The sequence below is a fragment of the Psychrobacter sp. PAMC 21119 genome (assembly GCF_000247495.1).
Classification (GTDB): Bacteria; Pseudomonadota; Gammaproteobacteria; order Pseudomonadales; family Moraxellaceae; genus Psychrobacter; species Psychrobacter glaciei.
This window is the reverse complement of record NZ_AHVZ01000011.1, coordinates 216,944-242,554: the sequence shown is the minus strand read 5'-3', so window position 1 is coordinate 242,554 and position 25,611 is coordinate 216,944. Positions and strand designations below refer to the sequence as shown.

Below are 25,611 nucleotides of genomic sequence, written 5' to 3'. Positions count from 1 at the left end.
CAATTTTACCGTGCAGGTTACTGATAATGCTATCAACACAGGTATTATCACTATTACTGTAATCTGAAAGACGAATAAATATAGGAGTGCGTGTGATGATAGGTAGCCCAAAAGTTATTGAGTATTTAAATTTTCTGTTAGGTGGTGAGCTTGCAGCTCGTGACCAGTATTTCATTCACTCAGAGATGTATGCGGAATGGCATTACGGCAAGTTATACGACCGTATCAATCATGAGATGCAAGATGAAACCTTACACGCACAGGCTATCATTCGCCGTATTCTAATGCTCGGCGGCACGCCAAAGATGAAAGTCAACGATATCAACGTTGGCAGCACCGTTCCTGAAATGCTGCAGCTTGACCTTGATCTAGAGTATGAAGTGCAACAGCATCTAAAAGACGGTATTGCGCTGTGTGAAGAACAACATGATTACGTCACTCGCGAGATGTTGGTTGTGCAGCTAAAAGACACTGAAGAAGATCATGCGCATTGGCTTGAGCAGCAGTTGCGTCTCATCGATATGATTGGTCTACCAAATTACCTACAAAGTCAAATGGCTGAGGTATCTCCTCATCTTGTTTAATAGCTATCGATAGCGTTACACGACATTTAATTTACTAGGTAATGATAAAGGGAGAGATATTATGAAAGGGGATAAAGACGTTATTCGTGCACTCAATAAAGTGCTTGGTCAATCACTAATCGCTATTAACCAGTATTTTTTGCACGCACGGATTGCTCGGCATTGGGGTCTTGAAGCTCTGAATGACTCGTTATACCATCAGTCAATTGCTGAGATGAAATGGTCAGACGATTTAATCGAGCGTATCTTGTTACTTGATGGTTTACCGAACTTGCAAGAACTGGGTAAAGTTCTGGTGGGTGAAGATGTGCCAGAGATTATTGATTGCAATTTGCGTTTAGAAAAACAGAAATTCGACATTCTTACCGATGCGATTACTTTGTGTGAGACACATCGTGATTATGTATCTCGTCAGCTATTGATTAAGCTCAAAGATGGCAATGAAGAGTATCAAGACTGGCTAGAGACGCAAGAAGACTTGATCGAAAGTATTGGGGTAGAACGCTACATCCAATCACAGATGGATGATGACAAAGCGCCTTAGTCCGTCATCGCTTAAGTCCGTCATCGATTAAAAAGCCAGTAGAGGTTTAGGGTCTGTTGAACATTCAAATGTGGCACTGGCAGTGGCTATTTTTTAGACAATACGCAGTGAAATTTTTGACGCCTAGTCGTTCTAGGTTAGACAATTTCGCCATGTATTGGCAAAAAATAGCCCTGCCCTGAAAGGCTAATACTAAAATCGCCCCAAACGTTGTTGTAAACCTAGCTAAGGTCTCGACATTATCGTCGGTTTACGCCTAGTTTGGGGCAATTTTAGCGATCAGCAGTCCTAATATTTGAATGTTCAACAGACCCTAGTTATAAGAAATACGTAATCATCATATAAGGTAATCACTACTATGACAGCCGACAACGATAACACCATACAGTCGCAAGGGCTGTATGTCTGGCAAGCAGATAACTTGCTAGCAGCCACCACCGCTATTGATGGTCACTGGCAGTTAGATGAAGGACAGTTAAAAGAAGGGCAAGCAGGGATAAGTAACGGCATTACTAGCAACCGTATTGCCACTGACACGCGCACGATAAAAACCGGTGATATATTTTTAGCCTTAACCGGTGACAATTTTGATGGTCACGATTATATCAATATGGCTGCCTCACAGGGCGCAGTTGCCGCTATCGTCTCACGGCCTATCTCTACCAATATTCCGCAGTTAGTTGTCAAGGATACTCGTTTAGCGCTAGGGCAATTAGCCGCCTATCGTCGTCAGCAGCATCAAGATTTGACCGTGATTGCCATTACAGGCTCCAGCGGTAAGACCACTTGTAAAGAGATGCTCGGAAGTATCTTCGGCAGATTAGCACCGACGCTCATTACCCGTGGCAATCTAAATAACGACTTAGGCGTGCCGATGATGCTGCTCGAATTATCCGATCACCATCGCTATGCCATCTTAGAGTTGGGTGCCAATCATATTGGTGAAATTGCCTATACTACTGAAATTGTTCGTCCGGACGTGGCTTGTATTCTGAACATCGGCACCGCTCATTTGGGTGAATTTGGTAGCCGCGAAGGCATTTGCCAAACCAAAGCAGAGATTTATCATACTTTGAATGACGCGCAATTTGCGATCGTTCCCGATAAAGATGATTTTACCAATCAATTACGCCGTATTGCTGAAAAGCATACCTCACATGTCATCGGCTTTGGTAATACCGATGTCAGCGCCAGTCACTTAGATGTCGAGCCTGAACGCAGTGAATTTAAGCTGCATATTGGCAACCAAGTCCATGATATTAGCTTGCCACTAGCAGGTGAGCATAATGTTAATAATGCGTTGGCGGCGGCGGCTTGTGCTCATGCCTTGAATATCGACGTGAATGACATTGTGATCGGGCTTGAGAACGCACGTCCCGCTAAAGGGCGCTTGAACAGTCAGCTACTCGGTATGCATCGCCTGATTGATGATACTTACAATGCCAACCCACATTCGGTGCGCGCGGCTGCCAAAGTATTGGCGGCGCAAACTGGTACACAGGTGATGGTGTTAGGAGATATTGGTGAGCTTGGCGATGCTGCGGTGAGCGAACACCAAAGCTTGGGTCGTACCATCGCAACCACGGGTATCAATGTACTGCTGTGTGTTGGCGAGTACGCGCCTTACACCGTGGCTGGGGCACAAGAGATTTCTGAGATTAGCGCGCATGCGTTCGCTGATAAAGATAGTTTACTGCAGTATTTACAGTCTTACTTGCAAGCGCAACAAGCTAAGCCTTGTACGGTGTTGTTTAAAGGCTCTCGTTCCATGCAGATGGAAACACTTATTCATGCGCTAGTAGAGGAGTAGGCGGTGTTAGTTTGGTTGTTTGGCTGGCTTGGCCAGTATTACTCACCGTTTTCTGCGGTTTCTTCGTTGACGCTACGAGCGCTACTTGCGGTGGTTACGGCACTCGCATTTAGTATGTTCTTTGGCGGACCGGTTATTCGGCATTTGCGATCACTAAAGTACGGTCAGGCCATTCGTAATGATGGCCCGCAGTCGCATTTGGCTAAGACTGGTACGCCGACCATGGGCGGGGTGTTGATTTTGAGCGCCATCGGGGTATCGACTTTACTCTGGGCACGCCTCAACAATCCTTATGTGTGGATTTTGCTGATCGTGATGATTATCTTTGGCGCGGTCGGTTGGGCGGATGATTGGCTCAAAATTAAATATAAAAATCCCAAAGGTTTGATTGCTCGCAAAAAATACTTTTGGCTGTCTATGGGTGCATTATTCGTCGGTATCTCGTTGTATTATATCGCCACGTTACAACCGGATATGGCCACCACCCGCGAGATGCAAGATTTATTAATACCCATTTTTAAAGACTGGATGATTCCGTTCTCAGCCGTGCCTTTCGGCATTGGTTTTATTATCTTTACTTACTTTGTGATTAACGGTTCTTCCAATGCTGTCAACTTGACCGATGGCTTAGATGGTTTGGCAATTTTGCCCGTCGTTTTAGTCGCGGCTGGTTTGGGCGCGATGGCCTACGTCTCGGGTGACGTACGCTTTGCCGATTATTTGCATGTGCCTTATATTGCTTATAACTCTGAAGTAATTATTGTCTGTGGCTCGATGATCGGTGCCGGCCTTGGCTTCTTGTGGTTTAACGCGCATCCCGCGCAAGTCTTTATGGGCGATGTGGGCGCGCTTGCCCTCGGTGCGATGCTCGGTACGATTGCCGTTATGACCCGTCAAGAGATCGCTTTTGCTATTATGGGTGGTTTATTCGTCGCCGAGGCGCTATCGGTTATGCTGCAAGTCGGCTCCTATAAACTGCGCAAAAAACGCGTCTTTCGTATGGCACCGCTACATCATCACTTTGAAGAAATTGGCTGGAAAGAAACGCAAGTGGTTGCCAGATTTTGGATTATTGCCATTTTACTGGTCATACTTGGTTTGATGACTTTGAAACTGCGCTAAGCGTAAGGCAACGTCAAAAAATACTATCTTAAATATTTGCGTGATTAAAAAGCCATCTCAGCAATAACTGAGGTGGCTTTTTGTTTTCTTAAATTCTGTACGGCTTCTTTTATTCATCAACCCACGCAATTTTTGTTAAAATGCTAGCCATATTGCTATGACCTAGAGATGCTTGTGTCCTTATTTGTTTGTCCCCTTTGCCAGTCACCTCTGCAACCAGCCGCCGATACGTGGCGCTGCGATGGCAGTTTAAACCCTAAGCAAACTGCGCATCCGTTTGATGTGGCGCGTCAAGGCTATATCAATCTGCTGCCCGTACAGCAAAAAAAATCCAAGACACCAGGCGACAGCCAGCAATCTATAGAAGCGCGAAAGCGGTTTTTGGCCGCTGGGCATTATGCGCCGCTACAAAGATTGGTTTGTCAGAAAATGGGGCAGTTATTAGGGCAAAATGCAAGCATCTCTGCGCCAACAGCTAAGCCTGATAAAAGCCCAGTCAACTGGTTAGATATTGGTTGCGGGGAAGGCTATTACACGCAGGCGATGGCACAGATGGGCTCAGATATTGTCACTACCTTGATAGCGGCTGATATCAGCAAGCCCGCGTTGGTTGAGTTGGCTAAAGTGAGCAAAGCCGCCAGTCAGCTGTGGTATCAACAACATAAAGACAAGGCTGAAAAGACGACGGTGATTTACCCATTGGTCACCAGTGCGGCAAATTTGCCTCTGCGTGCTCATAGCGTCACGGGTATTAGCAGTATTTTTAGCCCTATTTTGCCTGAGGCTTTTGCCAAGGTATTGACTGATAAGGGCTACCTAATTATTGCCAAGCCTGATGTCGGACATTTAGCAACGATGCGTGATGCATTATTTGATAGCGTGCGCGAGCATGATTCTGATAAGTTTTTGCAGGAGTTGGCACCATACTTTACGTTGATAGAGACGCATCGAGTCAGTACCGAGATGACATTGTCAGCGACTGACTTAGCCGACTTGCTGACCATGACCCCGTATGCTTACCGCGCCCGTAGCGAAAAAAGACAGACATTACTGGCAGGCGTTGAGCAACAAGCATTTAGCACGGAAGCAAAATTTGTGGTGTATATTTTGCAAAAAAGCGCTGATAAATAATGAGGACACGCCCTAGCACCCAGCCGTTATTTATAAAATAGGCCCCATCGTCGCGACAATATTGTTCCAAATTCTGTATGGCAATGACCAGTCTGCAACTTGTTGACGGCTGACTTCTTCTGAATCAGCGATATACTGATACTGGCGTTCAATAATATCGGCGGTTAATGCGGTATCGCTAAAGACGATATTATTTTCGTAATTCAAATCAAAGCTACGCAAATCTAAATTGGTCGACCCAATTAAGCTGATCTGACCGTCAACGGTCAAGGTCTTAGCATGTAGCAATCCTGGTTTGTACTCATAGATTTTTACCCCTGCTTCTAGCAATTGCCAGTAATAACTGCGGCTGGTCGCGGCGACCACCAATGAGTCGTTGTGTTTGGGGAAGATCATCGTGACCTCTACGCCGCGATAGGCGGTGGCACATAACACATTGATGAGGGAATAATCTGGGACAAAGTAAGGGGTTGAGATGGTCAGGGTTTTCTGTGCTTGGCTAATGAGGACTCCTAAGAATTGCGGTGTTGCGCCTGAGCGTTGGGTGGGGCCATCAGCAAAGACTTGTGCGGCAAAGCCTGTAGAAGTTGGCGAGCCTAGCTGCTCGGTAGGGTAATAAAAGCTCTCAATCGCTGCGTCAGGGTTTTCTATCAGCCAATCACTGGCAAAGAGCATTTGGTTCTGTGCTACGACAGGTCCTTCGACGCGCAGCATAATATCGACCCATGGTGCAAAATTGGGCTTCACGCGAAACTCAGGGTCCGCGCAGTTTTGACTACCAGAGTAACCAATGCTGCCATCGATCACGGTAATCTTGCGGTGGTTACGCAGATCAATACGGCTAAATAACATCACCTTTATAATATTATTAATCGGTAGTGCCACGCTGACTTGCACGCCAGCATTTTTCATTTGTTGCCATATCTTTGAGCTCACCATCTTCCGTGAGCCCATGCCATCTACCATTGCTCGACAAGTGACACCGCGACGTGCTGCACGCATCAAGGCTTGGGCAATATCGATACCCGTGCCATCAATCAGCCAAATATAATACAGCACATGAATATGATTGGTTGCTGCATCAAAATCCGCAATCATTCGTTTGTGCGTTTCAGCCGCATCGGCCATGAGTTCCGCATGATTGCCCACCGTGGTATGAAAGCCTGTGACGTTCGCAGAGTAAGCAAACGCCGCTTGATACTCGGTTTTTATGGCGTGTGTTAAAGCTTCATCGCTACCGAGCACGTCAGGGTTCTGCGTATGGAGCTTATCTATAATTTGCTCATGCTTGCGGCTGAAGTCACTGCCTAAATGTACCTCACCAAACATCCAGTAAACCACAACGCCGATATAAGGCAAGATAAACAGGACGACCATCCATGCCAGTCTAGCCGATGAAGTCAAATCATGGCGGGAGAGTATGCGTAAGGATATCAGCACGAGTAATATGAAATGAATGGTCAACAAAATATCCAGTACCATAGCGCCGTCCTTAGTGATTGTCTTTATACAGGGTGCTGCAATCGTTATTTATTACTCCGTACTTTACCATGGCAACTCGTTTAGACCGTAGCCAACTTGTCATCAGATTGTCATCAATAGCGTTGATGACAACAGCCTTTATTGGGATGAGTTAAGGAGCTGTCTGGTGTAAAAACAACGCTATTCTTTGTTCATCATAGCTTTGAACAATCAACTCATAACTGGTTACAGATTTTTTAAAATCAGTCTTAGTGAATAGTCAAAAAAAGGAGTATAAGTATCGTGGTTATTCCTTTCATGGACTAAGGCTATGCACGCTGCCATTCGCTATCGATTACTTAATAATTTTACTGTTTTTATTAGCATCATTGGAGTAGCCGTGGCTCTCCTCGATAGTGGTTTTACGCTACCGAATTGGCTACAGCATGTTTTTCATATTTTGTATTTGGTCATTATCTTCTTAGGGTTTGTCGTTACGACAGGGCGCTACATTTATAGCAAAAAACCGCTAACGATTAATAAAGTGGCCGTTTTTGACTTGTTGACCAGTATCGCTATCGTTATCTTACTCGTGGCGCATTTCACGGATTTAATACGCTCAGGCTTGGCTGTTTCCGTTGACGGTTTTGTGGCGATTAAGATTGCGGTTCTGGTTACGTTCATTCGTGAAATCTCTGATCACGATTTCAATCTTGATCGTACTTTTTTAAACCCAGCCCAATTCTTTATTCTAAGCTTTTTGTCGGTGGTGCTGGTTGGCGCTTTGCTATTAATGATGCCCAACGCGACCACCCAGCCTTTGTCTTTTATCGATGCGTTATTTACCGCCACCAGTGCGGTATGTGTCACTGGGCTTATTGTGGTGGACACCGCGACCTATTACACAACCTTTGGTCAAGTCATTATCATGGGCTTGATTCAAATCGGCGGTCTCGGAATTTTGACCTTTGTGACGTATTTTAGCTATTTCTTCAAGGGTGGTGTCAGCTATGAGACTCAGTTAAGTATCAGTGAGATGTCCTATATGCGCGGGACGGGTGATGTGGTGGCGACCCTCAAATCTATCTTATATGTGACCTTTGCCGTTGAGTCATTGGCGGCGGCATTTATTTACGCCAGTATTTATGATTTACCTGGCATGGACTTATCTGAGCGCTTGTTTTTTTCTGTATTCCATGCGATTTCGGCTTTTTGTAATGCTGGATTTTCTACCTTTAGTGCAGGCTTATATGATGACGCGCTGCGCTTCAATTATCCTTTGCAGCTGATTATTGGTATTACCTTTATTTTTGGTGGTATGGGCTTTGTGATTGTGGTCAATGTACTGCGGTATTTGCGTTACCGTGCTCAGCGCCTGATATATCGTCGTAATCAGCGCTATGCTTATCTACCATGGTTACTCAATATTAACAGCCGTATTACCCTCATTACGACAGGTGCTTTGCTGCTAGTGGGGCTTATTGGGGTTATGCTGTTTGAGTATAATGGTGTACTGGCTGACCACGGCAGTTTTTATGGCAAATTAGTGACGGGAATCTTCACTGCTGCCACTCCGCGAACGGCTGGGTTTAATAGTATTGATATGGGTGACCTAGCATTTCCGACGATTATGTTGACGATTTTTTTGATGTGGATTGGGGCGTCACCGAACTCAACGGGCGGTGGTATCAAAACCAGTACCTTTGCCATCGCGCTATTAAATACCTTGAGTTTGGCGCGTGGACAGACCAGAGTGGAAGTGTTCAAACGTGAAATCGCTGAGATATCGGTTCGTCGCGCGTTCTCTATCATGTGGCTGTCGTTATTGGTCATTGGCATGGGCGTGACACTTATCAGCTACGATCAGCCCGAGCTGGACTTGATTAAAGTAATTTTTGAGTGCTTTTCTGCTTATAGCACTGTGGGCTTGAGCTTGAATTTGACGACCGAGCTGTCAGATTTTAGCAAAATGGTGATTTCGGTGATTATGTTCGTTGGTCGAGTGGGTATGCTGACGCTCTTTATTGCTTTATTCAAAAACATGCGCGAGCGTAACTACCGCTATCCCACGGAAGAGATTACTATTAACTAAGTTCCTGTTAACTAAGTTCCTGTTAATTAAGTCCCTGTTAATTAAATTTCTACTAACTAAGTTTTTGTTAATTCAAGCGTGGCACTATTATTAAGGCATCAAAAGGATAATATGAAATATATCATCGTAGGGTTAGGCAACTTTGGCTCGTCGCTGGGTATGGCGCTGACCAGTCAAGGTCATGAAGTGATTGCTATTGACAGCAATATGCAAAAAGTTGAGGCCTATAAAGAGGTCATCTCGCATACCGTCTGTATGGATGCCACCGATGAGTATACCGTCACTGGTTTACCCATTATCGATACCGATATCGTCGTGGTCGCAATCGGCGAAGACCAAGGCGCGAACGTCATGGCAACGGCGCTATTTAAGACCTTAAAAGCGCGGCGCTTGATTAGCCGCAGTATCAACCCATTGCATCAAAAAGTGCTGCAAGCCATCGGCGTGGATGATCTTATTTTGCCTGAAAAAGAAGCCGCCGATCGCTGGGCCAAACGGCTGTCACTGCGCTACTTTATAGATTCGTTTGAGCTTACCGATCATTTTAGTATCGTTGAGCTTAGTATTCCAAATACATTGATTGGAAAGACCGTTGACGACTTACAGCTCAAGCAAAAATTTAATATTCGATTGCTTAGTACCATGCGCTATGAGTATTATGAAGACAGCTTTGGACGGACGCAACGTAAGCCGAGTATCGAAGGTTTAGCCGAGCCTGAGCAAGTGCTACAGGACAAAGATGTTCTGATAATCTATGGCGCGAACAAGCATATTAATCAGTTTTTACGTAGCGTTGGGGTAAAAATCCAGTAGCGGGCTAAATCTGAATAAAGGATACATTGTCTGAACATCAACGACGACATACCTATTATTTAAATAGCAACGCTATGACATTATAAAAGGGAAAGTTATGAATAAGTATCACACATCCGTCCTGCTGATTGCTGTGACGGCACTGCTATCAGGCTGTGATCAATCGTCTCAAGACCCGAACGTTATGCTGTCAGAAGGGCAGAAAGACCCCATCAAACAGCTGGAAATTACCTCAAAAATTGATCGTAGCAAATTTGGCTATCAGCAAACCTTTTATGTGCCGATTTACTCTGACATTTATACCGATAGAGACAATCGTAAAGTCTTACTGTCCGCGACTTTGAGCGTTCGTAATACCACCCTAAAGAAATCATTGTATATCAATAAAATCGATTACTACGACACGCATGGGACTTTTTTAAAATCGTATCTGAATAAACCTATTGAGCTACCGGCCATGGGCACGCTCAATTATATTGTCGAAAAAGAAGAGGACAAAGGTGGCTCTGGCGCTAACTTCATCATTGAGGTCGAAGGCATTGACGATACCGTCACCCCAGTTATTGAGGCGGTGATGATAGGCAACTTTAGCAATAAAGCCTTTGCTTTTACGACGCAAGGTACGCCAGTAATACATTAGGGTCTGTTGAGCATTCAAATGTGGTACTGGCTGTGGCTATATTTTAGGTTTTATTCATTCATTTCTAAACCAATGACGTGAGTGAGATGTCCAGTTTTCAGATACACCGTAGCACCCTCTGGCCCAGCTTTGGCTTGCGGCTGTTCACCTATAGGGAAGCGTATCCACCCACCTCGTTGATAGACTTGGTCATCATCTATCAGCTCACCTGCTAATACCAGAAGCTCGGCACCACCATCAATTGAAGCATCGAACAGTAACTCGTCTGCATTTATACGCTGCAAGCTCACTTGCTCGTTACTATCTAAAAACAGAGGACAAACGTCACGGTTGTCTTGGCGCTGCCAATTGGCACTATCTTGAGTATCGATAGCCACAGGATTGGACTCATCAGATGACATTTGACGTAGTTTAACAAAAATAACCGCACCCTCCTCACTATAAGGTCTATGACCTGAAGCCGGTGGATTGCGCAAGTACCAGCCTACTGGATAGTGTGTGTCATCAGCAGAAAACGTCCCTGACAATACCAAAATCTCTTCGCCACCCGAATGCAAGTGATGCGGAAAATAAGAGCTCGGTGCATAACGAACCAAACTGGTCGCGCGTGCCTTCTCTTCTCCTACGCGGTCAAGCATCACACGCTCCACACCATTTTGTGGCGATTTTACCCATTGATGGTGTTCAGGGGCTAGCGCGGCACGACGTGAAAAATCTGCATTGATAAGCATAAGGCACTCCAAAAAAGTACTAAAGGTATAGACTGAAAGTCTTACTGTTAAAGGTTTTAAAATTCAGAGCGCTACTTGCCATCTGTCCATGGTAGCAAATAGTTATATAGTCAGGTCAATGTAAAAAAGAGACAGCGTGACTGGTATAAATTTTTCGTAGCCTCTGTCTGCGTAGGCACAGCAAGCAAGAAAAGTTTGAGCCAGTCACGCATCATAATGTCATGTACCTATTTATTCATTTAGTATCGACTATATGAATAAACTACTTACTGATAAACGTCACCGCCTCAGTACTGCCATTTTTACTAGGCTGGCTAATAGTGACTTTGCTTGCTAAGACATCGCCTTGAGCATTGATTTTATAGCATTCTGATGAAGTGCCATTAGGATCAAAATTGAGGAGTAGGTTCTCTGAGGTTTCTATACATAGCCAAGCGCGGTTATTGCTCTCCCTCGTTAGCGACCAGCTTTGTTTATAAGTGCCAGTTTGTTTGCGCATACTGCTGTCGCTGTAGACGTTTTCGGTGATCAAGGCATTGGAGTCGCCAACTGAAGCCATTTTGGGGATGATGGTTGTTTGGTTCGATAGTGAATATCTACCGCTATTATCCGTGAAGCCATGGAACATCAAGGGATTGGTCGTAAAATAGTTGGTCGCGATAGATTGATTGGTGATTTGATCGTAGCGTTTAGTGACAGTATTTATCTCAGCAGCTTTAACTGATTTATTGTTGAAAGCCACTGTACCTTTGGGTGTCACCTTAATATCGGCGACGATATTTTGCTTGTCCACTACGGCATATAGTTTTTCGCTGCGCTCTTTGGTATAAACATTGAGTAGGGCGGTCTCAACAGGGTATTGAGTGATGGTATTTCCATTACTGCTACCATTCTCAGTGCTGCCCATCGGTGCATTGATCGTTACACAAGCGCTTAAGCTGAGTCCTGCTACTACTACTGCTAAATTTTTCATAAGGCCATCCTTCTCATTATTTTAATTTTCTAAGTTGCTCATACCTACTATAATAGAATTCTACGCCACTCGCGTCTGACATTCGTTAATAGCTATTTTTAGCCCGTTTAGATATGATCAATTGAATTGAGGACACGCCCTAGATAAAGAGGCTAAAAAAGATAAAAGACAGGATAGGAATCAAGAATAAAATAACTTGCAGGCATGAAGCGACGATTAGACGGTTGTAAGCTGTCTAATCGTTGCACTGGCATTATTGCATACTGTGAAATCAGGCGGATTATTTTAGATTTATTTCTAAAAAGGCTTTGAACTAAGGTGTACCTGCATGACCTACTTTGACTTGTGTGGACAGCATACGACCTTTGTTTTCAGCTTTACGTGATGCTTCATCCCAATCAGGTGCCGCACACATAAATAGTGTTTTACCATCTTGTCCGCCAAGGGCAACCGCGAAAATACCATCAGGTGCCGTATCGATAGTTTCTAAAATTTCACCACCTTCTGCTATATGGACGGCACGCTGATTCAACGTATCCGCAATCCAAACAGCACCTTCAGCATCTAGCGCGAGACCATCAGGTAATATACTGGCATTTTCTATACGCAAACCAAGGTTTGGCTCATCACCCAACTCTCCAAAATTAGCAAAGTCGCGCTTTTCACCAAGGCTACCATCTTCGTTAATAGCAAACTGCGTGATTTTATTGCCAAACAGCTCGTTAACGATCAATGTCTTTTGATCTGCAGAGATAACCATACCATTTGGAAATGCCAATCCTTCAGCGACAATCTGTGAGCTTCCATCAGGCTTAACCAAAACAAGCCCCGTATTTTCATGGTCAGCACCACCCATCAAGTCAAAGCCAAAGTTACCGACGTAAGCATTACCATTGTCTGAAACCACCATGTCATTGGCATGACCACCACAGTGCTCCCAAATATCGGCATGAACGACTAAGCTACCGTCATTTTCTAGTCGTAATACTTTGCGGTCTTTCATCGATACAACCAGCATACGCCCATCGGGCAACCATCCTAAACCAGAGGGTTGCTGCTCAACATTAGCAATTTCTTCTGCCACTCCCTCATCGTTGACACGATAAATGCCTTGAGTATAAAAATCAACAAACCATAAAGCATTGTTATACCAGCGAGGGCCTTCTAAGTAATGAAAGCCATCAACGACAACGTCTAATTTATATTCTGACATAATTGTTTCCCTTGAATAGTGGTTATCTTCCTTGATAAATAAAACTGTTTTGAATAGCAACAATGGTTTCTGTTTTAGAGTATCTCCTTATATATCGTTGTCACTTCATCTAAAGTCATGTCTTTGGGGTTGGTTGCAATCAGTCGGGCATAGGTATTTATTACTATGTCTGCCAACGCGGGGATGTCTTGATCTGTTATATCCAATTCGCTTAAGCGGTACTTGAGACCACTATTTTCTAAAAACATCTTTAGTTGATCAATAAATAAAGTCGCTGCGTCTAAGTCTGCCATGCCAGATGTCTGAGTAGGCATGACAGCATGAGCCAGCTCAGCATAAAGCGGGGCGGCTTCTGATAAGTTAAATGTGAAAACACCACACATAACGAGTGCATTGGCATGTCCATGAGGGATATGAAAATTGATACTCAGTGGATACGAGAGTCCATGTACTGCTGCTACTGATGAGTTCACAAAGGCAATACCAGCCAAAGTAGAGCCTAATAACATTTCGGCACGAGCGTCGATATCATCGCCTTGAGCCAATACTTTCTCAAAGTTATTCCAGAGCATCTGCAACCCTTTAACAGCCAAAGCATCTGAAATAGGATTTTTCTTGGTACGACTCGTATACGCTTCAACGCAGTGAACCATGGCATCCAAAGCGGTTGCAGCCGTGATGTAACGAGGTAGCTTCAGTGTGAGTGTGGCATCTAAAATGGCGACATCAGGTAAGATTTTAGGCGTATAAATGGCTTTTTTGCTGCCATCTTTTGCCGTGATGACAGAGACAAAGGTAGACTCTGCACCCGTACCAGCAGTCGTTGGTATCGCAAATAAAGGCAGCTTATTAAAGCCACTGACATCTTTGTCTAAAATGTCATTTACTGACTTAAAGTCATTTGGAAGCAAGGCGACGATTTTGGCAGTATCAATAGAGCTGCCACCGCCTAGACCAATAACCAGATCACAGTTATGGTCTCTGGCAATGTTCATAGCGTCATTGACGACGTCAACGGGTGGGTCAGCGATGACAGCATCGAAGACCACCACTTGAATGCCAGCTTCTTGTAATGATTGCTGTGCGATATCGACATAGCCCAGCTGAGTGATTCCAGCATCGGTAACAATAATAGCCGACGTCGCACGGTATTGTTGAGCTAACGCGCCTAGCTTTTTGCGCATACTGTCAGCTTCGCTGATGATATGACCATTGCTATAAAACTCAATCCCTGTCATTTTTTCTTCCTTGTGTAGAGATACATCTAGATATGAATCAGCACTAATCGTAAGATATATATTCAATCCACTATAAAAGCGTTACAGCGTTAACCTCGCTTGAGGTATTAAATATACATCTACACTCGGTTGCCTTGTACCACTTTTAAATTGAACCGACTATAGTTAATCCTCTATAAATTGGATACGGTGTCAAGCTTGCTTAATCTACTACTTGTACTACTTTCACTCGCCTTCCTTGTATCCAAATTATACTGAACCGACTATAGCTTACGTAATTCAGTATACGCAATTTCCTTAGTTATAGGATGTCTAGTATGCGTGCATATCAAGAGTTTATCGTGCTTGCATAACTGATTCAATAGACCCTAACTATCTACCTAGCGATATACAGTATCTATAATTCAAAAAAATATCAGGACGTATTGGGTTTGATCATTATCGTCAAGTTGCGTAACTAAAATCTTTCAAGTTAATATTTACAGGATTAATAGCATAGGTTGACCAACGAATAGACCAACACAAGCGACGGGATAGTTGGGTCACATTGGGTTGAATTAGGAAAATAGCAGACATAAAAAAAACGCTAGAAGCGTTATTTATGAAGGGCTTAAGAAGTGTTTGGGATAGGGTAGGACAAGATAGGAAAACTAGGAGGCTTTCTTAAAATTGATAAGATTGGCGGTGAAGGAGGGATTCGAACCCTCGATACGCTATTAACGCATACACACTTTCCAGGCGTGCGGTTTCAGCCACTCACCCACTTCACCGTTTTTGATATAGCAGACAGTTTTGATTGATTATGATTAAAATAAAAAATAATCAGCTGTCCGTATATTTGAGACCGCTTAGTATAGCGGATAGCATTTAAAATGTCACGGCTTACGCCTTATCTTTCTTTATTCACAGACGCCTGCTACGATAGCGTATACGTAATGACAAGCATAGATGGTTGAAAGTTGAATGATAAGTGTCGGCAGGATCAAATACAGTGTCAAAAACAGCATCATAATGATTGTGATGATGGTAGTAAGCATAACCTCGGCGCATGCTGATGACTTTACCCAGTGTAGCCAGTCCTTTTATGGCAGTATCTATCCTGAATTTACCAATCCTAAGCTCAGTAACAAGACACAAGCTCTATGTATGGATGGTTTTGCCGTGATGTATTCAGGAGTATCACGCACGCCGCTGTGGTCGGCAGAGTATTTAGATCGCAAGCGTTTACAGCAAGCCAAAGAAATTGATCGTGAAGACAGTTTTCATGAAGAAAGCCGACTACCCACATCCGCACGTGCCTCATTGTCTGACTATTCAGGCTCAGGCTATGATCGCGGGCATTTAGCGCCCAATGCTGATATGGCGAATCGCAGTCAACAGTACGATAGTTTTAGCTTGGCCAATATCGCTCCCCAATCGCCACGTAATAATCGCTATATTTGGCGCAATATCGAGTCAGCCACTCGTTACTTAACCCAGCAATATGGAGAAGTTTATACCATTACAGGGGTGGCATTTACTGGCAAAAAAACCAAGCAACTGGCTGACCGAGTGCTTGTTCCCAGTCATTTCTTTAAAGCAGTCTATATTCCTGCGATTAATCAAGCAGGGGTCTATTACGCACCAAATGATGAGTCAGAGCGTATAGAGGTTATTAGTGTCGATGAATTGGCGACCGAAATTGGCATCGATGTATTACCCGTACTGGATGCCAAGACTAAAGCGCAAGCGTTCGAGCTACCATTAAAGGCTGGCGAGAGTTCAGATTTGCCTGAGGCGACTGTTGAAGAACCTACTTGGATGCTTTTTGTCTGGGCGATTCTCGACTGGCTGATCACCCAGTTGCAGGCGTAATGCTTTTACTATTAGCCTATTTAGTCGCTTTTATTCAGATTGAGGACACACTCTAGTGTCTGTATGTGACAGAAAGTACGAACTATTGAAAAATCACGTAAGATGCTGTTAATAGAAAGGAGACTCAAATGATTGACCCATTTGCCAATAATCATCAAAGTATGCAAATTGGTGAGCTCGTGATCGAAAACCAGCAAGATAAAATTATTATGTATGGCGATATTAATTTGACCTTTGATGCCACTGGGCATCAGCAAGCACAACAGTTACATGACTTAATGGATAAAATTTTGCAAGCTTTTGAAAGTAACAGTGAATACAATAATACTGATGACAAGTCAAAAGAAAAAGATGACCAGCTGGATAAAAATATCGACAATCCTTTCTTGTAACTGTTTGATATGGTTCTGATTTTATAGAAATAATAAACTATAAAAAAATTACTAGGCAAAACCTTAAAATTGCTTATAATGGGTCAAGACATCGCTTATGTCGTTTAGAATTTTAATGAACAGCTTATTTATTGTTGCGCTAATCCACTACTAAATAGTAGGAAATCGCACAGTTGGGAATGAAATTTTAGCGAAGGATAAGCCTAGGAGAGTAGAAACATAACGTTTCGAGTAATCATTATATGAAGGGAGTCAGTCTATGAAATTATTTACAAAAACCACTTTAGCAGTTGCAGGTATCAGTTTAGCAAGCATGGCATTTGCCGCTGATCCTCTAGCCAATACGACTTGGCAGACCTATGATGAAGGTAAGCCAAAAGGTACGGTAAAAATCACTGAATCAAATGGTGTTTTGACAGGTACGTTGATTTCTACTAATTCAGCCAAAGGTAAGAAACACGTTGGCACGACTATCATCAAAGATCTTAAAGCTGATGGTGGTGGTAAATATAGTGGTGGTACGATTACTGATCCTGAGAAAGGTAAAGATTATCGTATGACGGCACAACTAAGTGGTAGTACATTGAAGCTAAAAGGTTATATCGGTCCATTCTCACGCAGTCAAGAGTGGAAAAAGAAATAATCTAATTCTAAAGAAACTAGATTATTAGATACTTTATAGAAAGCAATTTATATAGTACAAATTATACAGTATAAAAAATCCCGCATTACCGAAAGGTAGTGCGGGATTTCTTTGTACTACAGTATTTTTCTAGATGTTAACCGATTATCTTACGAATTCTGGGTAAGCTTCCATACCGCATTCGGCGATATCACCACCTTCATATTCATCTTCTTCAGAGATACGTAGACCCATCACCACTTTAATGATTGACCAAACGATTAGACTGGCAACAAATACCCATATAAAGATAGTTGCCGCGCCTGCAATTTGACCTACGAACGATGCCGCTGGATTGGTAATAGGAACAATCAGTAGACCGAAGAGACCAATTACACCATGTACTGAGATAGCACCTACTGGGTCATCTATTTTTATTTTATCTAAGGCGAGAATGGATAAAACAACGATAACACCTGCTATCAGACCAAAAAGTGTGGCCTGCAGCGCAGAAGGAGTAGAAGGTTCTGCGGTAATCGCAACCAAACCTGCTAGCGCACCATTTAGGAGCATGGTTAAATCAGCCTTACCAAAGATAAGACGCGCTACTAACAATGCACCAATAGCACCGCCTGCTGCTGCGGCATTGGTATTCAGAAATACCATCGCGACAGAGTTGGCACTGGCGATATCACCGAGTTTGAGGACAGAACCACCATTAAAGCCGAACCAGCCCATCCATAATATGAGAGTACCAAGTGCTGCTAATGGCAGATTGGCACCAGGAATGGCACGTATTTCACCGTTAGGACCATACTTACCTTTACGAGCTCCTAACAATAATACCCCTGCTAATGCAGCCGCAGCACCTGCCATATGGACGATACCGGAACCAGCAAAATCAGAAAAGCCTAAGTCACCTAAGTTAAATAAGCCAAAGACGTCTTTGCCACCCCAAGTCCAGCTGCCTTCAACAGGATAGATAACACCAGTCATGACTACCGCGAAGAGGAGAAAAGCCCACAGCTTCATACGCTCAGCGACAGCGCCTGAGACGATTGACATACAGGTTGCGACGAATACCACTTGGAAGAAAAAGTCAGAAGCTGCAGAATAAACAGAATCACCACCAAAGCCATTTTCAGCTGAGGCTGCTAAAGCATCTGCTACCAAAGCCTCACCGCCTGCAATACCGCTTAAGAATAGATTGCCATCATACATAATGGCATAGCCGCAGATCATGTACATGGTACAAGCGGTGGCAAATAGCGCGATATTTTTTGTTAGGATTTCGACGGTGTTTTTTGAGCGTACCAGTCCTGCTTCTAACATGGTAAAGCCCGCTGCCATCCACATGACCAGCGCCCCACACATTAAAAAGTAAAACGTATCAAGTGCGTACTGGAGCTCAAAGATTTGATTTTGCATGTTAATTCCCCCTTGAATATATGCAATATAGATATCGGTATGTCCTATAAATCTGTGTTTATAGGTAAGTCTACGCGTTAGATAGCGTCAGGACCTGTCTCGCCCGTACGAATACGAATGACTTGCTCAAGAGCCGTCACAAATATTTTACCGTCACCGATTTTTCCAGTGCTGGCGATGCGAGTGATGGCTTCGATAGCAGGTTCAACCATCTCATCGATAACGGCCACTTCAACTTTTACTTTAGGTAAAAAGTCCACCACGTATTCTGCGCCGCGGTAGAGCTCCGTGTGACCTTTTTGGCGACCGAAACCTTTGACTTCAGTGACGGTAACACCTTTGACACCGATGTCAGAAAGCGCTTCACGCACATCATCGAGCTTAAACGGTTTTAAGATCGCAGTGATTAGCTTCATAAAAAATTCCTTATATGTGTGATGTCGCAGGTTGATATAGACATTGTGCTTCATCGTATGACTGCCATTCTTAACGTAAGTCATTCAAGAACTGTGCCAAACCTAATCAAGGGGGTAGCTAGGATTGAGCCAATTGGTTCAAAAATGCTTATGGTATTGACAAAAAATACGGCTTATAGGGCCACGATAATCGTCAGTGTTGTCCATACAAGCAGAGTAGATCAACCTTTAACGTTGGAGTATCGAAAACTTTATTATAACCAACTTTTAAAGCGCTTGGGGAGGCTATCACTTTATTTCATGTGATGATTTGATAAAAGTGTATAGCAAATGAGTACTGAGTAAAAGTAGACAGGAGGGGCAGAGCACAATACTCTGCCCGCAAATTAAACGTTGGCGTTATACTTTAGGGAAGAGTAGGTATGGGGTTTTGGTGCTGCCTAGTAGCTTTTTGGTGTCGCTGCCTTTGAGCAGTTCATGCAAACGAGACTGACCAAAAGCGCCTGTTATCAGCAGACCAATGTTGTGCTCATTTTGATAGTAGGTTAAGGCTGCTGTCACATCGCGGCAGTCTAACAATGCCTTTTTGGATTTTATGCCAGCTTGCTTGAGACGGGCATAAGCTTCACGTAGTGCATCGCAGTTTTCCGAGTTGTCTTTACCGACCATAACAATATGAATGGTTAGGGCGCGAACAAGCGGCGTTTTGCATAGCCAATTAAGCAGTTTATGAGAAGTTGCACAGTTGTCAAAAGCAAATAAAGCAGTTGTAGGGGTCAAAAATGGTGCATGAGTCACCAAAATGGGGCAGTGGCTTAGGCGAATAAGCTGACTCAACGTTGCTTTGCAGGTCACATGATGACCAATAACAATCAATTGTGCCTTATTGTCGACATAATCGATACTTTGATTAAGATGTTCATGACGATGCAGCGTATACGTCTTTAACTTTTGGCGCTGCTGCTCGCAATAAGTTGTGGCTTGATGGAGTAACAGTTTGCCTTGCGCTTTTAGTTCACAATTACTCAAATGTTCTTTGGTAGTAAATTGATCTAATAAAGCACTTTCGTCATCGATATTGAGGCAACCAGAATAATTGACCGCTGCTTTTTGTTGCAAGCTTGGTACTGAATGCAACAGACCGATAGGGGCTTGTAAACGAGGTGCTGCCCACATGCTCGCCTCTAGCACGGCTTGTACGTGATCAGGGCAGTCTAAGCAGGCAATTACGCTATCTGGCTTTAAATTACTCATAAGGCCACCACATCATCTAATAGTTAGATACCGTCAAGCGGGTCAACTCATCTGCGATGACCCTAAAGCTTGAACTGGTATACCAATATAGTGGTTTGTCTACAAACCACGAATTAACGTCCGTTCGATAACGCAGGCATAGTGCTGGGTCATCTAACCATTTAATCCAACAAGCCAATGTCTCGGCGATCATGGATAGAGAAACGGTCAATCAACGTACGGCTCGCACTGTTGAGTCCTACCACTTTGACATCAATCCCTTCACGTTGCAAGCGCATGACCAGCTTGTCCAAGGTATCTACGGCACTGACGTCCCAAAAATGCGCTTGGCTGACATCGATATGGATGCTATCCAAAGCTTCTTTGGTATCAAAACTATGCAAGAACTGCGTCGTTGAGGCAAAGAACACTTGGCCTTGGACGTAGTAGTAGCGCGTGTTACTACTGTCGTCATACTCGCTAAATATCGTTAAGAATTGCCCGATTTTATTAGCAAACGCTAGCGCAGATAGCAACACACCAACACCTACGCCATATGCTAGATTATGCGTAAAGATAGTGGTCAAAACGGTCGCTAGCATGACAATGTTAAATGACATCGGATGGGTCTTGAACTCGCGAATAGATTGCCAATTAAAAGTACCAATGGAGACCATAATCATCACAGCCACTAGTGCTGCCATCGGTATCAGACTGACCCATTCACTTAAAAACACCACCATAATGAGCAGTACCACACCTGCCATTAAGGTAGACAGACGCGTACGTCCGCCTGATTTGACGTTGATCATTGACTGGCCAATCATCGCACAACCTGCCATACCACCAAAGAATCCTGATACCACGTTTGCAATACCTTGACCACGACACTCGCGGTTTTTATCGCTCGGCGTATCAGTTAATTCATCCACAATCGTCGCTGTCATCATAGATTCTAATAAACCAACGATGGCCAACGCGATAGAATAAGGCGCAATGATTAAGAGCGTCGTTAAATTTAATGGAATATCTGGCAGCAAAAATACGGGTAGAGAATCGGGCAAATCACCCATGCTACCGACGTTACGAATATCGAGATTCATATACATCGCTACCGCGGTCAAGCCAACGATACAAATCAGCGGTGAAGGAATCACCCGACCAATTTTAGGAATAAGCGGAAACAGATAAATAATCGCCAAGCCCGCCGCAGTCATGATATAAACGGTCATCCCGACCTTCTCAGTCATAGGGTTAAGCTCAGGTAATTGAGCCATAAATATTAAAATCGCTAGCGCATTGACAAAGCCAATGACCACCGAGCGCGAGACAAAACGCATCAGATTGCCAAGCTTAAGAATACCCATGAAGACCTGAATCGCCCCGCACAGTAAGGTAGCAGCCAGCAAGTACTGCAAGCCATGATCAGCCACCAAGTCTACCATCACTAGCGCCATTGCCCCCGTCGCTGCCGAAATCATACCCGGCCGACCACCGACGAAACTAATCACGACGGCGATGCAGAATGATGCATACAAACCAACTTTTGGATCGACGCCCGCGATAATAGAAAAAGCAATGGCTTCTGGAATCAAGGCCAGTGCAACCACCACCCCTGATAAAACGTCACCGCGAACATTGGAAAACCAGTCGTCACGTAAGCTATCAAAAAAAGATGTCATAAGTAAACTGCATAGAGTTAAAGGCAAAAAAAGTAATCATTACTCAGTGTTAAAATGATCGCGTTATTACAGTCGTTATAATCAGTGCTACTAAACGTACTTTTATTATGCTGTTGCTTCATTACCAATCGATAATTAGCTAGCAGCACGCCTATCAATTTATTGACTGGTATCGCTAATACGCTCACCAATAGTCAATATGATGACAGTGCCTAAAATATAAGGCCTAAAATATAGTGTTTAAAATACAGTGTCTAAAATAAAGTATAAGAACCGCCATGACGTACCGCGGTAGAAGGAGATAAATAATCTATCAGACAAAAGCGCATAAGTAGATCGAAGCCAGTGTCTGCCATCTCATTACCTCAATAGGAATCGTTGCGGAAGCAGCGTGACAATAGCGCGGTAAATGTGACAACATGCTAAACTAAAATGCTTAGGTGGAATATCTAGCCCAAATATCTGTTTAGGCCGATATTATAGCATTAGCTACTCAATATAAAAACAGCCGCATAATAGCACAAAGTCATAAAAAACCAGTACCGAAATCTGAACGATACCGTTATCATGCTCTTCATCTTAACAGTATCATTCAGACGGTCTAAACCACGTATATGCTTGATGCCATTTTGTTCGTCCAATAGAAGGAAGAGATATGACCACCCTCACCGCAACAGAAACCTTACTTCATAAGGGCAGTGGTCTACAAGTCGTGGTCGGTTTGGGACAGTCAGGGCTTTCAGTAGCGAACTATCTTACCAAGCAAGGCTACCATGTGGCTGTCACTGACAGTCAGCCGACGCCTGCCTTAGCAGGGCAACTACCAGCAGCCGTTGATATTCGCCAATTTGGAGCGATAGATGCAGAATTATTGCAACAAGCGGCACGGATCATTATCAGCCCAGGTATTTCTCTAGATACCGACGCGGTTGCCGCCGCCCGTCGCGCCAACATTCCTGTGGTCAGTGATATTCAGCTGTTCTGCGAAGCCTGTACCGTACCGATCGTTGCTATTACTGGCTCCAATGCCAAAAGCACGGTGACAACTTTGGTCGGACAGATGGCGGCGGATGCCGGTGTCAATGTGGGCGTCGGTGGTAATATCGGCGTGCCAGCACTTAATCTACTTGCCAATCCCGATATGCAATTGGCGGTGCTTGAGCTGTCAAGCTTCCAGTTAGAGACCGTGACCAATTTAGGTGCGCAAGTGGCAACTGTTCTTAATATGTCACCCGATCATTTAGATCGCCATGGTGATATGTTGGGCTATCATCAAGCCAAGCATCGTATTTTTCAAGGTGCCAAATCGGTGGTGATCAATCGTGAAGATGCGCTGACTCGACCGTTGGTGGCGGATAATTTGCCACGGCTGAGCACAGGTATCCATGCTCCTGATAAAGGTCACTATGGTCTCATCACGGATCCAGAAGGACAGATCTATCTTGCACGTGGGACCGAGCGGTTACTATCAGCGGACAAACTACAGATTAAAGGGCGTCACAATTTGCTCAATGCCCAAGCGGCTTTGGCACTAGGTGAGCTTGCTGGCTTACCACTAGATAGCATGCTAAACACCCTGCAACAGTTCACAGGTCTCGAGCATCGCTGCCAATACGTCGCCACTGCGGCAGGCCTTGATTATTTCAACGATTCAAAAGGCACCAATATTGGCTCGACCATGGCGGCTATCGAAGGATTAGGCGCGGTCTATGCACCAAAAGACGGTAAGCTGTTGTTAATCTTAGGCGGACAGGGTAAAAGTCAACAATTCGGTGAATTGACGCCTTTTATCAATAAATACGTCAGCCAAGTACTGTTTATTGGTGAGGATGCTAAGCAGATTGAACAGCATCTACGTGCAACGAAATTAAGTGATGAAGTGGCGCTGCATCAATGCCAAACGTTAGAAAATGCATTTGCCACCATTCAACAAGTCACTATAAGCAGCTTGTCACAAGTGCAAGCCGTGTTATTATCGCCAGCCTGTGCCAGCTTTGATCAATTTAGTGGTTATGCGGCTCGTGGTGAGCATTTTAGCCAGCTGGTCAACCAGCTTGCGACAGATATTTAAATAGCATTAGCTAAATATTGGGCAACTACACAGCAATACAAACACAGCAGTGTGTAGCCAATCGCATTTTGTAGATAAATGATTGTTTTGCTTATAGATTACTGCTACTGTCAATAATCAGTCAGGCAGTTTGCCGACTTTATTATTAGAACAGTGATAATGGATACAATAATCCTAGGATAGCTGCCAAATCAGGCTTTATTCTTCTAGTATTGACGGGCTGTTATGGTCCGTGTGGTACGATCTACTTTATATTTTTTATACGGTGGCGTTGCATAAACGCCGTGTTTTTTCGTTTGTTAGTGTATATAAAATTATGGCGCTCTCTTCTCTTTTTCGTTCGTCTCCCCAATCGCAGCAAGCCTCTGGCTCAGATGGCATTCTTTCTATGCCGTCAGCGCGTGCAATTTTATTAGCGAGTGTCGGCTGTATGCTGGTGCTCAGTCTACTGATGGTCGCTTCTGCTTCTATTCCCTTCGCGCTCAGTCGCGGCATGACGGAGCTGTATTTTTTTAGAAATCAGCTACTCTATATGGGAATTGGACTAATTGCTGCCGCTTTCCCTTATTACTTAGTATCCTTACGAACCTTATATAAGACAGAGACTCAGTTTCTCCTGTTAGCCATTACGGGGGGTTTGTTGGTTTTAACTTTGTTTGGCACGCCAATTAATGGCTCTAAGCGCTGGTTAAATCTAGGGTTTTTGAATTTTCAGGTCGCAGAATTGGCCAAACTGGTCATGATTGTATTCGTGTCTGATTTTGTCGTGCGTCGATCTTTTGAGGTTCGTAATGGCTGGGATGGTTTTTTACGGATATTTTTAGTGGTAGGCATGATCACGCTGTTATTATTATTACAGCCAGATTTTGGCTCTTTGGTGGTCATTGTTGGCACCGTTTTTGCGATATTTTATATCGCTGGTGCGCCTTACAAGCAGTTCTTGGCATTAGGAGGCTTGGTGGCTGGATTGGCAGTACTGGCAGTGACCTTGGTACAATATCGCTTGGTACGTGTGATGTCGTTTTTGGATCCTTTTGACGATGTGCAAGACACCGATTATCAGCTGGCACGCAGTTTGATTGCCTTTGGTCGTGGTCAGTTCACCGGCGTCGGTTATGGTGAAAGCGTACAAAAACTGTCACATTTACCTGAGGCACATACGGATTTTTTATTAGCCATTACGGGTGAAGAGCTGGGTTTTGTGGGGGTCGCAGTGGTATTGCTGCTCGAGGCGCTCATCATTGGCAGTGCCATGCGTATCAGTTATAACGCGCTCAAGCGTCGCCAGATGCGTATGAGCTATACCGCTTTTGGTATCGGTGTGGTCTTTATCGCGCAAACGATTATCAATGCGGCGATGAATATGGGTGCCATTCCGACCAAAGGTTTGACCATGCCATTCTTTAGTTACGGTGGCTCATCGATGCTCATCAGCTTAGTGATGGTTGCCTTGCTGCTAAAGATTTATAAAGAAAGCCCTGAGATTGAAAAAAGCCAGTGCCGTTATTATTAGCAGGTGTTAATCTGTAGAAAAGCGTCGCCAGCAGCGGCGCTTTTTGTT

The 25,611-nt window shown here is 44.0% G+C and carries 22 protein-coding genes and 1 tRNA gene; 13 read left to right on the top strand and 10 right to left on the bottom strand.

The features are described from left to right. Positions 1-95: 95 nt before the first annotated feature. From bfr (RH96_RS04950) to RH96_RS04930, 5 genes are all read left to right on the top strand, one after another. Entirely contained in the window at positions 96-584 is a 489-nt protein-coding gene (gene bfr / locus RH96_RS04950) for a bacterioferritin (protein ID WP_010198016.1), read from the top strand. Positions 585-645: 61 nt separating this feature from the next. Next, positions 646-1,128, top strand: coding sequence for a bacterioferritin (gene bfr / locus RH96_RS04945; RefSeq protein ID WP_010198010.1), 483 nt, complete (start codon positions 646-648; stop codon positions 1,126-1,128). Positions 1,129-1,486: 358 nt separating this feature from the next. Then, entirely contained in the window at positions 1,487-2,938 is a 1,452-nt protein-coding gene (locus tag RH96_RS04940) for a UDP-N-acetylmuramoyl-tripeptide--D-alanyl-D-alanine ligase (protein ID WP_010198008.1), read from the top strand. Positions 2,939-2,941: 3 nt separating this feature from the next. Next, entirely contained in the window at positions 2,942-4,060 is a 1,119-nt protein-coding gene (mraY, locus tag RH96_RS04935) for a phospho-N-acetylmuramoyl-pentapeptide-transferase (RefSeq protein WP_010198007.1), read from the top strand. Between the two features lie 168 nt (positions 4,061-4,228). Further along, a complete protein-coding gene (locus RH96_RS04930) occupies positions 4,229-5,191 on the top strand; it encodes a putative RNA methyltransferase (RefSeq protein WP_010198005.1) in 963 nt (320 codons plus the stop codon). A 30-nt stretch (positions 5,192-5,221) separates the two neighbouring features. Here RH96_RS04930 and cls read toward each other — a convergent pair whose 3' ends face one another. Then, positions 5,222-6,673, bottom strand: coding sequence for a cardiolipin synthase (cls, locus tag RH96_RS04925; RefSeq protein ID WP_010197998.1), 1,452 nt, complete (start codon positions 6,671-6,673; stop codon positions 5,222-5,224). 310 nt (positions 6,674-6,983) lie between these two features. Between cls and RH96_RS04920 the strand changes: the two genes are divergently transcribed. From RH96_RS04920 to RH96_RS04910, 3 genes are all read left to right on the top strand, one after another. Continuing rightward, positions 6,984-8,744, top strand: coding sequence for a TrkH family potassium uptake protein (locus RH96_RS04920; protein WP_010197996.1), 1,761 nt, complete (start codon positions 6,984-6,986; stop codon positions 8,742-8,744). A 111-nt stretch (positions 8,745-8,855) separates the two neighbouring features. Continuing rightward, the gene (locus RH96_RS04915) at positions 8,856-9,557 is read left to right on the top strand and encodes a potassium channel family protein (protein WP_010197995.1); all 702 of its coding nucleotides are present in this window, start codon (positions 8,856-8,858) and stop codon (positions 9,555-9,557) included. Between the two features lie 97 nt (positions 9,558-9,654). Next, positions 9,655-10,197: a DUF3124 domain-containing protein gene (locus tag RH96_RS04910; RefSeq protein WP_010197994.1), complete on the top strand. Its 543-nt coding sequence runs from the start codon at positions 9,655-9,657 to the stop codon at positions 10,195-10,197. A 50-nt stretch (positions 10,198-10,247) separates the two neighbouring features. Here the strand turns inward: RH96_RS04910 and RH96_RS04905 are convergent, their stop codons facing one another. From RH96_RS04905 to RH96_RS04885, 5 genes are all read right to left on the bottom strand, one after another. Beyond that, positions 10,248-10,928 carry a cupin domain-containing protein gene (locus RH96_RS04905; protein ID WP_010197992.1) on the bottom strand — a complete coding sequence of 227 codons (681 nt, stop codon included), beginning with the start codon at positions 10,926-10,928 and terminating at the stop codon, positions 10,248-10,250. Positions 10,929-11,190: 262 nt separating this feature from the next. Next, a complete protein-coding gene (locus RH96_RS04900) occupies positions 11,191-11,901 on the bottom strand; it encodes a hypothetical protein (RefSeq protein ID WP_010197991.1) in 711 nt (236 codons plus the stop codon). 313 nt (positions 11,902-12,214) lie between these two features. Beyond that, complete coding sequence (locus tag RH96_RS04895; RefSeq protein ID WP_010197988.1) at positions 12,215-13,114, bottom strand: SMP-30/gluconolactonase/LRE family protein; 900 nt, start codon at positions 13,112-13,114, stop codon at positions 12,215-12,217. A gap of 74 nt (positions 13,115-13,188) precedes the next feature. After that, the gene (locus RH96_RS04890; protein ID WP_010197986.1) at positions 13,189-14,352 is read right to left on the bottom strand and encodes an iron-containing alcohol dehydrogenase; all 1,164 of its coding nucleotides are present in this window, start codon (positions 14,350-14,352) and stop codon (positions 13,189-13,191) included. Positions 14,353-15,031: 679 nt separating this feature from the next. Further along, positions 15,032-15,122, bottom strand: a tRNA-Ser gene (locus tag RH96_RS04885). 253 nt (positions 15,123-15,375) lie between these two features. Here RH96_RS04885 and RH96_RS04880 point away from each other — a divergent pair. The 3 genes from RH96_RS04880 (at position 15,376) to RH96_RS04870 (ending at position 17,241) form a co-directional block, all read left to right on the top strand. Further along, on the top strand, positions 15,376-16,206 hold the full coding sequence (locus RH96_RS04880) for a DNA/RNA non-specific endonuclease (RefSeq protein ID WP_010197985.1): 831 nt from the start codon (positions 15,376-15,378) through the stop codon (positions 16,204-16,206). A gap of 128 nt (positions 16,207-16,334) precedes the next feature. Next, on the top strand, positions 16,335-16,598 hold the full coding sequence (locus RH96_RS04875) for a hypothetical protein (RefSeq protein WP_010197984.1): 264 nt from the start codon (positions 16,335-16,337) through the stop codon (positions 16,596-16,598). A gap of 259 nt (positions 16,599-16,857) precedes the next feature. Continuing rightward, positions 16,858-17,241: a DUF2147 domain-containing protein gene (locus RH96_RS04870; RefSeq protein WP_010197983.1), complete on the top strand. Its 384-nt coding sequence runs from the start codon at positions 16,858-16,860 to the stop codon at positions 17,239-17,241. A 144-nt stretch (positions 17,242-17,385) separates the two neighbouring features. Here the strand turns inward: RH96_RS04870 and RH96_RS04865 are convergent, their stop codons facing one another. From RH96_RS04865 to RH96_RS04850, 4 genes are all read right to left on the bottom strand, one after another. Continuing rightward, complete coding sequence (locus RH96_RS04865; protein ID WP_010197982.1) at positions 17,386-18,648, bottom strand: ammonium transporter; 1,263 nt, start codon at positions 18,646-18,648, stop codon at positions 17,386-17,388. Between the two features lie 77 nt (positions 18,649-18,725). Continuing rightward, complete coding sequence (locus tag RH96_RS04860; RefSeq protein ID WP_010197981.1) at positions 18,726-19,064, bottom strand: P-II family nitrogen regulator; 339 nt, start codon at positions 19,062-19,064, stop codon at positions 18,726-18,728. A gap of 399 nt (positions 19,065-19,463) precedes the next feature. Continuing rightward, complete coding sequence (locus RH96_RS04855) at positions 19,464-20,318, bottom strand: universal stress protein (RefSeq protein WP_010197979.1); 855 nt, start codon at positions 20,316-20,318, stop codon at positions 19,464-19,466. Positions 20,319-20,479: 161 nt separating this feature from the next. Then, positions 20,480-21,979 (bottom strand): SulP family inorganic anion transporter, encoded by a 1,500-nt coding sequence (locus RH96_RS04850; RefSeq protein WP_010197978.1) that lies wholly within the window; start codon positions 21,977-21,979, stop codon positions 20,480-20,482. 655 nt (positions 21,980-22,634) lie between these two features. Between RH96_RS04850 and murD the strand changes: the two genes are divergently transcribed. Continuing rightward, entirely contained in the window at positions 22,635-24,050 is a 1,416-nt protein-coding gene (murD, locus tag RH96_RS04845) for a UDP-N-acetylmuramoyl-L-alanine--D-glutamate ligase (RefSeq protein ID WP_010197977.1), read from the top strand. Between the two features lie 316 nt (positions 24,051-24,366). Further along, entirely contained in the window at positions 24,367-25,563 is a 1,197-nt protein-coding gene (gene ftsW, locus RH96_RS04840; protein WP_189585987.1) for a putative lipid II flippase FtsW, read from the top strand. Positions 25,564-25,611: the final 48 nt, after the last annotated feature.